Source organism: Microtetraspora fusca (genome assembly GCF_001570365.1).
Lineage (GTDB): Bacteria > Actinomycetota > Actinomycetes > Streptosporangiales > Streptosporangiaceae > Microtetraspora > Microtetraspora fusca.
The window spans coordinates 1-929 of sequence record NZ_BBYK01000015.1; the positions used below are offsets into that span (position 1 = coordinate 1).

At 68.7% G+C, this 929-nt stretch carries 1 protein-coding gene; it reads right to left on the minus strand.

The features are described 5' to 3' along the window. Positions 1–57: 57 nt before the first annotated feature. Positions 58–929, minus strand: an 872-nt coding sequence (locus AWQ68_RS00070) for an IS256 family transposase (protein WP_066932630.1), incomplete at its 5' end; no start/stop codon positions are given.

Here is a 929-nt window from a genome sequence, read left to right on the forward strand (position 1 = left end):
GGGTCACGTCCACGGAGGTGGTGTACGAGTAGCCACCACGCGATCCGTTTCTGCAGGTTAAGCGGTGAGGGTTTCCGGGAGGTGTTCCTGGTTCGGTGTGTCGCCGGGGATCACGCGTAGACGTGCTTTCGCCAGGACGTCCAGGCCCATGTAGCGGCGGGCCTCGGTCCACTCGTCGGTCTGCTCGGCCAGCACGGCGCCGACGAGGCGGATGATCGCGGCTCGGTCGGGGAAGATGCCGACCACGTCGGTGCGGCGGCGGATCTCCTTGTTCAGCCGCTCCTGGGGATTGTTCGACCAGATCTGCTTCCAGATCTCCCGCGGGAACTGAGCGAACGCCAGGAGGTCCTCCTGGGCCTGGTCCAGGTGGTCGGCCGCGGCCGGGTACTTGGCCGCGAGCGCGTCGATGACCCAGGCGTGCTGGGCGCGGACCTGCTCGGCGGTCGGCTGGTCGAAGATGGTGCGTACCAGGGTGGCCACCCACGGCTGCGCCGACTTCGGGACGGTCGTCAGTAGATTCCGCAGGTAGCGGGTTCGACAGCGCTGCCACGACGCCCCGGGCAGGGTGGCGCCGATCGCCTCGACCAGCCCGCTGTGGGCGTCGGAGATGACCATCTGCACCCCCGACAGGCCCCGGGCGACCAGGCTGCGCAGGAACGCCAGCCAGCCGGCGCCGTCCTCCCGGGAGGTGATGTCCAGGCCGAGGATCTCCCGCTGCCCGTTGGCGTTGACAGCGGTGGCGACCAGGGCGTGCACGTTGACGATCCGCCCGCCCTCGCGGACCTTCTGTGTCAGCGCGTCCAGCCAGACGAACGCATACGGGCCGCCGTCCAACGCTCGGGTGCGGAAGGCTTCCACTTGCTCATCGAGCACCTTGGCCATCTGCGAGACCTGGCTCTTGGAGATGCCGGTGATGCCAAGCTGCTCGA